This window comes from Streptomyces sp. NPDC002144, assembly GCF_053593695.1.
This window is the reverse complement of record NZ_JBSFDB010000037.1, coordinates 75,641-82,399: the sequence shown is the minus strand read 5'-3', so window position 1 is coordinate 82,399 and position 6,759 is coordinate 75,641. Positions and strand designations below refer to the sequence as shown.

The following is a 6,759-nucleotide window of genomic DNA, read 5'->3' as shown; positions in this document are numbered from 1 at the left end:
GGTGCGCGAGGCCCCCGAGGGCGTGGAGGTGGCCCGGCGCCGCGGCCCGGACGCCGACTACCTGTTCCTGATCAACCACACCGACCGCGCCGCCCACATCCCCGTCTCCCCCGAGGCGACGGAACTCCTCTCCGGCAAGCCCGCGACCGGTTCGGTCACCGTGCCGCCGGGCGAGGTGGCAGTGGTACGGGAGCCGTTGCGGGCCTGAGTGGCGGGCAGGGCGGCTCGGTGCTGTGCTGTTGGCATGCCTGAGCTGCCGGACGTCGAGGGTTTCCGGCAGGTGTTCGTGTCCTGCGCGCAGGGCAGGGTCATCGGCCGGATCGACGTGCGGGACGCGGGCGTACTGCACGGGACGAGCGTGCGCGGGTTTTGCGAGGCGCTGGAGGGGCGGCGGTTCACGGCGTCCGAGCGGCGCGGGAAGTGGCTGCTCGCGCACACCGGCGGCCCCACGCTGATGCTGCACTTCGGGATGACCGGGAGCCTGGTGTGCGCCCGTCCCGAGGACGAGGCCGAGCCCCACGACCGGGTCCTGTTCCGCGTGGGCGCCCGGCGCCAACTCCGCTTCCGCGACCAGCGCAAGCTGCAGGGGCTGTGGCTGGCGTGGGGCGGCGACGAGGTCGAGCGGATGCTCGCCCGCCAGGGGCCCGACGCGCTGACGGTGGGGAGGGCGGAGTTCGAGACCGTGCTCTCGGAGCGCCGGGCCGCCGTCAAGACGGTCCTCATCGACCAGTCCGCCCTGGCCGGACTCGGCAACCTGCTCGCCGACGAGATCCTGTGGCGGGCGGGCCTGCGCCCCGGCATCCGGGCGAACGAACTCACCGGGCCCGACCGCTGCCGCCTCTACGAGCAGATGCGCCGCACCCTGCGCTCATCGGTCACCGCCGGCCGCGTCCCCCCACGCCCTTCCTGGCTCACCGGCCACCGCGACGACCGCACCCCGACCTGCCCACGCTGCGGCACCCCGCTACGACGGTCCCGTACGGCGGGAAGGGGGACGGTGTGGTGCCCGCGCTGCCAGCCGTGACCGGAAACGCATCAGGAGACCTTGATGTGGGTGTCCATACCGAGCTGCTTGTGGCCGGGGACGGGGCAGTACAGCTCGTAGGTGCCCTTCTTGAGTTTGACCGTGAGCGCTGCCATGCCGCCGCCCGAGAGGTTCTTGGTCTTCACGTCCGACACCCCGGGCCCGTCGATCTCCAGGGCGTGGGTGACCTTGCCGGCGTTGTCGGCGGTGAAGGTGTAGGTGCCGGGCGTGAAGGAGTTCCGGGACAGCTTCAGTGAGTACTCGGTCTCGGTGACCGTCACCTGTGTCCCGGACCCGGCCTTGGCCGCGCCCGCCGCGCTGCTGGAGCTGCCACCGCCACCGCTGCCGCTGCCACTGGAACAGGCGGCCAGGAAGAGCGCGGCGGAGAACGCCAGCGCCGTCGTACGGAGTGCGACTCGGGTCGAGATCACCACGTGGATCATCCCCTTCGGGCTTTATGGGGTGGTACGAGGATGAAGGTCGCTTTGTTCACTCTCAGACACTTTGTTGCCGATTAACTGCTCTGTTCATGATCTGACGGTTGCCGGACCTTCGCGCTCCTCGACGCCCCGCCCCGGCGGCTACGATCGAGCCGTGAACTCCTACTGGCACGTCGTCCTGCCGCCCCTCTGCGCCTGACCGGGCGCGGACACTGACGGCGGTGTGATCCCCCGGCCCCAACGTCCACAGGGCGGTCAGGGGCCTTTGTCGTGCGCCCGTTTCGAACCAGTCCCAGACGCATTCGACGACGGAAGTTCACGACTGTGCCGAACCGCACGCTCTCCCTGTCTCCCGCGCGCACATCCCGCGCCGGCCTCCTGGGCGGCCCCGCCCCCATCCTCATCTCGTCCGTGCTGTGGGGCACGACCGGAACCGCGAGCTCCCTGGCACCGGCCGGCGCCCCGGCGGCGGCCATCGGCTGCGCCGGTCTCGCCCTGGGCGGCACCCTGCTGTTCCTGATCTCACGCGGCGCCCGCTCACTGCATGCGGCCTGCACCCGCGCCGAGCGACGGCTGCTCCTGTTCGGCGCCCTGGCGGTGGCCGGCTATCCGGTCGCCTTTTACCCGGCAGTGGCCCGTACGGGCGTGGCCGTGGCCACCGTCATCGCTCTGGGCAGCGCGCCGGTCTTCGCGGGCCTGCTGTCCTGGGCCACGCGCGGGACCCGCCCCACCCCCCGTTGGACGGCCGCCACAGCAGCGGCCGTACTGGGCTGCACCCTGCTGGTCCTGGGCCCCGAACTCACAGCCCACTCCACCCCGATGGACCTCACGGGCGTGCTGCTCGCCGCGGGCGCCGGCCTGTCGTACGCCGTCTACTCGCTGATCGCCGGCCGGCTCATCACCACCCACGGCCATCCGTCCGACGCGGTGATGGGCGCCCTGTTCGGGACGGCGGCCCTGCTGGTCCTGCCGCTGGTCCTGACCCTCGACCCGCACTGGCTCACCACGGCCCGGGGTGCCTCGGTGGCGGGCTATCTCGCCCTGTTCACGGTCTGCCTGGGCTACCGCCTCTTCGGCCACGGCCTGCGCCACACGCCGGCGTCGACGGCCACGACACTCACCCTGACGGAACCGGCGGTGGCCGCCGTCCTGGGCGTCACCGCCCTGAACGAACACCTCCCGGCGACATCCTGGTGCGGCCTGGCAACCCTGTCCCTGTCCCTGCTCCTCCTGACCCTCCCGAAGCGCGCCCGAGGCTAGCCACCGAGGCCTGCAGAGGGCCGACGAGGGCGGAGGATGCGCGTGCCCTGCTCACGCCTTGCGCCAGGCGGTGAGCAGTTCGTCGGGGCCGTAGGCCGCCTGAAGGCCGGAACACCTGATCCCGCTGTGGGAGACCGCCACGAGCGGTACCGGCTCGTCGGTGACCGCCGTCCGGTGCTTCTGCAGTGACGGCAGGTCGTGGCTGTCGAACGCGGCGTTCTCCAACCACTTGACCGAGCCGAGGCAGAGCAACCGCTTGGCGACCGGCTGCCGGTCGGCACCCACCAAGTCGATCTCCACACCGTTGTTGCGGGTCCAGTACCCGCCGATCGCCGGGGTGGCGGGCAGGAGCCCGTCCGGCAGCAGGCAGGCGAGGGATTCCCGGACCAGGGGCTCGATCGCGCGGCCCCGCCAGCCCGTCCACTGCTCCTTGATGCGGCTCAGCGTGAGATCCCCTCGCATCCGCTCGATCTCCTCAGCAAGCCGAGACGGACGAACGCCCGAGGCCCGGACCTTGACCGGGTCCCGGGCCTCTCGTCTGGGGCGCGACGGTGATCGGGGTCGTCCGACCTGGGGTGGAAGAACGCCGGGTCATACCTTCTTGACGACGATGGTGTCCGGGAGGAGCTTCTCCAAGTCGTCCGCGTCCGAGGTGAAGACTGTGACCTGCCCTTTGTGCTGGCGTGCGATGACAGCGAGCACGGCATCGATCGCGTACTTGTGACCGTGCAGCTCGGCGCCGGCCAGGAGGCGTCGGGCCTGGCGAGCCTCATCCTTTCCGACATCGGCGACCTTGAGCCGGGAGAGCACCCAGTCCCAGCGCTGCTCGGTGGTCCTGCCGTCGTACGCCTCGACCAGCGTCATGGGAGACGTCACCACTTCGGCCTCACCTCGGGCGGCCAGGTCGAGCCAGGCGATCATGCTGCGGTCGCCGCGCACGGCCAGGGACAGGGCTTCGCAGTCGAGTACGAAGACGCGCAGTGGCCGCTGCCTGTGCTCACCGGTGCGCTTCTTCACGCTGCCTCTCCGGCACCGTGTCCTCCGGCCGCGCGGCGGCGCTCGTGCTCGGCGTCGAGATCGTCCAGTTCCGAGAGTGCTGCCGCACGCTCGTCCTCGGTGACCGCGCCGTGTTCTTCCTGCAACCAATCGACCAGCTCCAGCAGCCGGTCCCGATCGCGCTTGAATCGCAGTGCTTCGGCGACGTACGCCGAAAGTCCCCGCTCAGCCGCGTCGGCGCGGATCTCGTCCAGGAGATCTTCGGGAATCGTCACCGTTACTTTCTTAGTTGCCATACAAGTCACCATACTCTTGGTGTGAATGCCCCTACCAGGTTGCCGTGACCGATAGGGCAAGGAGGCCAACGGTCAATCCGGGAGCCCTGCCCACGTGTGATCGCCGACTCGTACCGCTTCACTCGGCCGCCGCGTGCCGTTCACTCTCACTGGCGCATGCTGCGTCGGATGAGGATGGTTGCCCTTCGCGGTGGTGAGCCTCCTGCCGTTGATGAACGACGGGAGGAGAGCGCATGTCCCTGCTGCCCTCGGCAGACGTCTTCAGATCGATCGAGCTAAAGGTTCCGCAGCTGCTCGGTGGACAGTTGGTCTGTCCACATGTACCCGGGGAGAGATGTTCGGTCGGCGAGCACCTCACGCTCTCGGAGGCAAAGGAAGCGGCGGCACGAGAGGCCGCTGATGCCGCTGTGCGGGATGCGCTGTGGCGGTGCGTGGGGCGCGATGCCCGAAGCGACGTGCCGAAGATGGCTCAGCGAGGCCAGTTGCTCGCGTTGTACTTCATCATCCCCTACCTGCGGAAGTCGGCCGCGAGAGTCTCGAGGAGGCTCTGCGTCGATGTTGCAGAGGTGAGGTCAGCCATGCTCGGTCGGCGCGTTGTACGAGTTGGCACTGGCGGCTGAAGCCGACGACGTCCGTCATGAGGTCGTCCGGGCTGCCAATGCCGCCGGTTGGGCGGTGGAACGGGCTCATCCGGCCGAGCGCACGACGGATCCGCGCAGTCTTGTCGACCGTGCGAGCCTCCTTGGCGACGACTACTCGCCCATCCGTAACGATTCGGACATCCAGGTGGTCGGTGAGGCTGACTCTTTGCCGGGGGAGCGCATCAGCGGCGAACGCATGGGCGCTACCTTGCATCGCCTCGGGCTCTTGGGCGCGTTTCTCGCCTCGGGTGCGGGACAGCTGCCCGAGGGCGAGTCCGACCGACTCGACGGACTGCAGAAGGAAGCCGAGTGAACCCGAGCGCAAGGCGACTGTCGCAGTGGCTGGGCGAGCCGATGCCCCTCCGCGAGGTGGCAGGCCTCCTCGGGGTCGACGCAGCGAAAGCCGCCGGACTGGTGAGGGCGGGCCGCTTCCCCTGCCGTGTCACGAAGGAGAAGAAAAAGTACGTAGTCCTTCCCGCCGATGTGTTGGTCGCCATGGGGCTCGATGATCCGATCGTGCGGATCGTCGACCTGCTGGCCGGAGCTGAGTTCGCGAGGCGATGGGACTGAGGGCCGGCCGCCGGCGGGCCGAGTGTGACATCGGAGGGTTGGGCGCGTGAACGTCCTCCTCCGGGTTGACGCGCGGAGCGGGTTGGCAGGGCGCACGTGGATGGTCGGTGATGGTCGGTGCACTGCTGATTCGTCGAGCGGCTCCGCGTCGGCGCTTCGGTCGCACGAAGAGCCCGATAGCGGGGGCGGACCGGCATCGCGTAAGGGCGATGAGCCGCGGCGGCCGGCGGTGCACTGGATCAAGGCCAGGGCCACGAGCAGCACACAGAGAGCCAGTTCCGCTATAGCGAGTTGGTCAGCTCTGTAGTTCGCGGCCCGCTGAAGCGCGCCCTGCGGGATGATGGGCGCGCAAATAGGGGCAGTTCGGGCAAAATCCCAAGCCATACCTGGTGATGCCGGGTGGCTCCGAACCGCCGGGCGCCGGATGGTTCTGCGGTTCTCTGTCCTCTGCAGGGAGGGAACCGCCTGCTCCGTTCCCCACTGCATCGAACCGGTCTGACGAGAAGCGAAGGAGCAGGATCATGCACAACTGTGAGGGATGCGGACGGTCCCGGCAGGGGTTGTTCTTCGGCTCCGGGATCGGAGAAGCGAAGTGGTGGTGCTGGTGCTGCCAGAGCACCGATCAGAAGGAACTGATCAGTTCTCTGGATGACCACGCTCGGGGCGTGCTCAACCGTGACGCCGACGGCGTGCACTGGCCCTACGGCCCGAACCTCTACGTCCAGATGCGCGCGGACCTGTTGGACTGGGCGGACCTGCACGACCTCAAGAGCGGCAACACGGGGTGTTCGTCCGGGCTGCACTGGCTCGAAAGGGGCCGTTGTGCCAAGAGGAAATGCCAAGGCCGGCCAAGGTTCTACGACCACACGACCACGTGGCTTTCGCGGACCACCGGCAGGCCCGCTCTGGTCTTCAACCAGCCGTACAGGCAGGTGAACCCGGCCGAGGTCTGGGATTCCATCAGCGAGTACCCGTCTCTCACGGCCGAAGTCGGGCCGGAGAGTTGGTACGGCGCAGGTACCAGCGGTGTCTACATCTGGAACGACGGCAACCGTTCCATGGCTGTTCGGCCGCCTCGTTAACCGCGCATCGAAGGGTTCCACTTTGCGGTAGGCCCTTCGGAATCGTGCCCGATGAGGCGCTGGCGGTGGAAGTGAGGCTGGACCTCCGTTCGCGCCGCAGCTCAACCGGGCTGCGCGTGCAGCAGTGAACGCCAACATTCGTCTGCGTACCGGACATAGACCTGGGCAATGAGGTCCCTCCATGGGGGTGCGCCGTCGGGCTCCGGCCGCGCCTTCGCATGGCCGCTCCCTGGCCGCCCCGCCAAGGCGTCGGCGGGTTGTCTGATCGTGATCCAGACCGGGCGGACTGGGACTTCGTTGATCGGCTAGCGTCTACCGCACAAGCGGCCGGCAAGATCCACCGCGGCCACCAGGGGGGACGCGGCAGCGCGTCCGGCCACGGCGGGGCGCCGCGCGGCGGCAGATCATCACATCAATGAGGGGGAGACGTGGGGGCATTGACCCGGACGT

The 6,759-nt window shown here is 69.0% G+C and carries 10 protein-coding genes and 1 pseudogene; 7 read left to right on the top strand and 4 right to left on the bottom strand.

Going from position 1 to position 6,759, the window contains the following annotated elements; all coding sequences use genetic code 11:
• Together ACWCQ1_RS39035 and ACWCQ1_RS39030 are read left to right on the top strand one after the other, a co-directional pair.
• Nucleotides 1-208: Beta-galactosidase C-terminal domain (locus ACWCQ1_RS39035; RefSeq protein WP_451028499.1), on the top strand; the 208-nt coding region annotated here is incomplete at its 5' end.
• 36 nt (nt 209-244) lie between these two features.
• A complete protein-coding gene (locus ACWCQ1_RS39030) occupies nt 245-1,024 on the top strand; it encodes an Fpg/Nei family DNA glycosylase (RefSeq protein ID WP_451028498.1) in 780 nt (259 codons plus the stop codon).
• A gap of 11 nt (nt 1,025-1,035) precedes the next feature.
• Here ACWCQ1_RS39030 and ACWCQ1_RS39025 read toward each other — a convergent pair whose 3' ends face one another.
• On the bottom strand, nt 1,036-1,455 hold the full coding sequence (locus ACWCQ1_RS39025; protein ID WP_451028497.1) for a plastocyanin/azurin family copper-binding protein: 420 nt from the start codon (nt 1,453-1,455) through the stop codon (nt 1,036-1,038).
• Nucleotides 1,456-1,788: 333 nt separating this feature from the next.
• Here ACWCQ1_RS39025 and ACWCQ1_RS39020 point away from each other — a divergent pair, with 333 nt between their 5' ends.
• Nucleotides 1,789-2,724: an EamA family transporter gene (locus tag ACWCQ1_RS39020; RefSeq protein WP_451028496.1), complete on the top strand. Its 936-nt coding sequence runs from the start codon at nt 1,789-1,791 to the stop codon at nt 2,722-2,724.
• 51 nt (nt 2,725-2,775) lie between these two features.
• On the opposite strand, the pseudogene ACWCQ1_RS39015 reads toward ACWCQ1_RS39020, so the two are convergent.
• The 3 genes and pseudogenes from ACWCQ1_RS39015 to ACWCQ1_RS39005 form a co-directional block, all read right to left on the bottom strand.
• Nucleotides 2,776-3,198 (bottom strand): annotated as a pseudogene (locus ACWCQ1_RS39015) (DUF234 domain-containing protein); the annotation flags it as partial.
• Nucleotides 3,199-3,315: 117 nt separating this feature from the next.
• Entirely contained in the window at nt 3,316-3,741 is a 426-nt protein-coding gene (locus tag ACWCQ1_RS39010) for a PIN domain-containing protein (RefSeq protein WP_451028495.1), read from the bottom strand.
• Complete coding sequence (locus ACWCQ1_RS39005) at nt 3,738-4,016, bottom strand: CopG family transcriptional regulator (RefSeq protein ID WP_358609015.1); 279 nt, start codon at nt 4,014-4,016, stop codon at nt 3,738-3,740. Before ACWCQ1_RS39005 ends, ACWCQ1_RS39010 begins: the two co-directional genes overlap by 4 nt.
• Nucleotides 4,017-4,249: 233 nt before the next feature.
• Between ACWCQ1_RS39005 and ACWCQ1_RS39000 the strand changes: the two genes are divergently transcribed.
• From ACWCQ1_RS39000 to ACWCQ1_RS38985, 4 genes are all read left to right on the top strand, one after another.
• Nucleotides 4,250-4,636 carry a hypothetical protein gene (locus tag ACWCQ1_RS39000; protein ID WP_451028494.1) on the top strand — a complete coding sequence of 129 codons (387 nt, stop codon included), beginning with the start codon at nt 4,250-4,252 and terminating at the stop codon, nt 4,634-4,636.
• Nucleotides 4,611-4,970, top strand: coding sequence for a hypothetical protein (locus ACWCQ1_RS38995; RefSeq protein WP_451028493.1), 360 nt, complete (start codon nt 4,611-4,613; stop codon nt 4,968-4,970). Before ACWCQ1_RS39000 ends, ACWCQ1_RS38995 begins: the two co-directional genes overlap by 26 nt.
• Nucleotides 4,967-5,227, top strand: coding sequence for a hypothetical protein (locus tag ACWCQ1_RS38990; protein ID WP_451028492.1), 261 nt, complete (start codon nt 4,967-4,969; stop codon nt 5,225-5,227). Before ACWCQ1_RS38995 ends, ACWCQ1_RS38990 begins: the two co-directional genes overlap by 4 nt.
• A 665-nt stretch (nt 5,228-5,892) precedes the next feature.
• Nucleotides 5,893-6,309: a hypothetical protein gene (locus ACWCQ1_RS38985; protein WP_451028491.1), complete on the top strand. Its 417-nt coding sequence runs from the start codon at nt 5,893-5,895 to the stop codon at nt 6,307-6,309.
• The last annotated feature ends 450 nt before the right edge of the window (nt 6,310-6,759 follow it).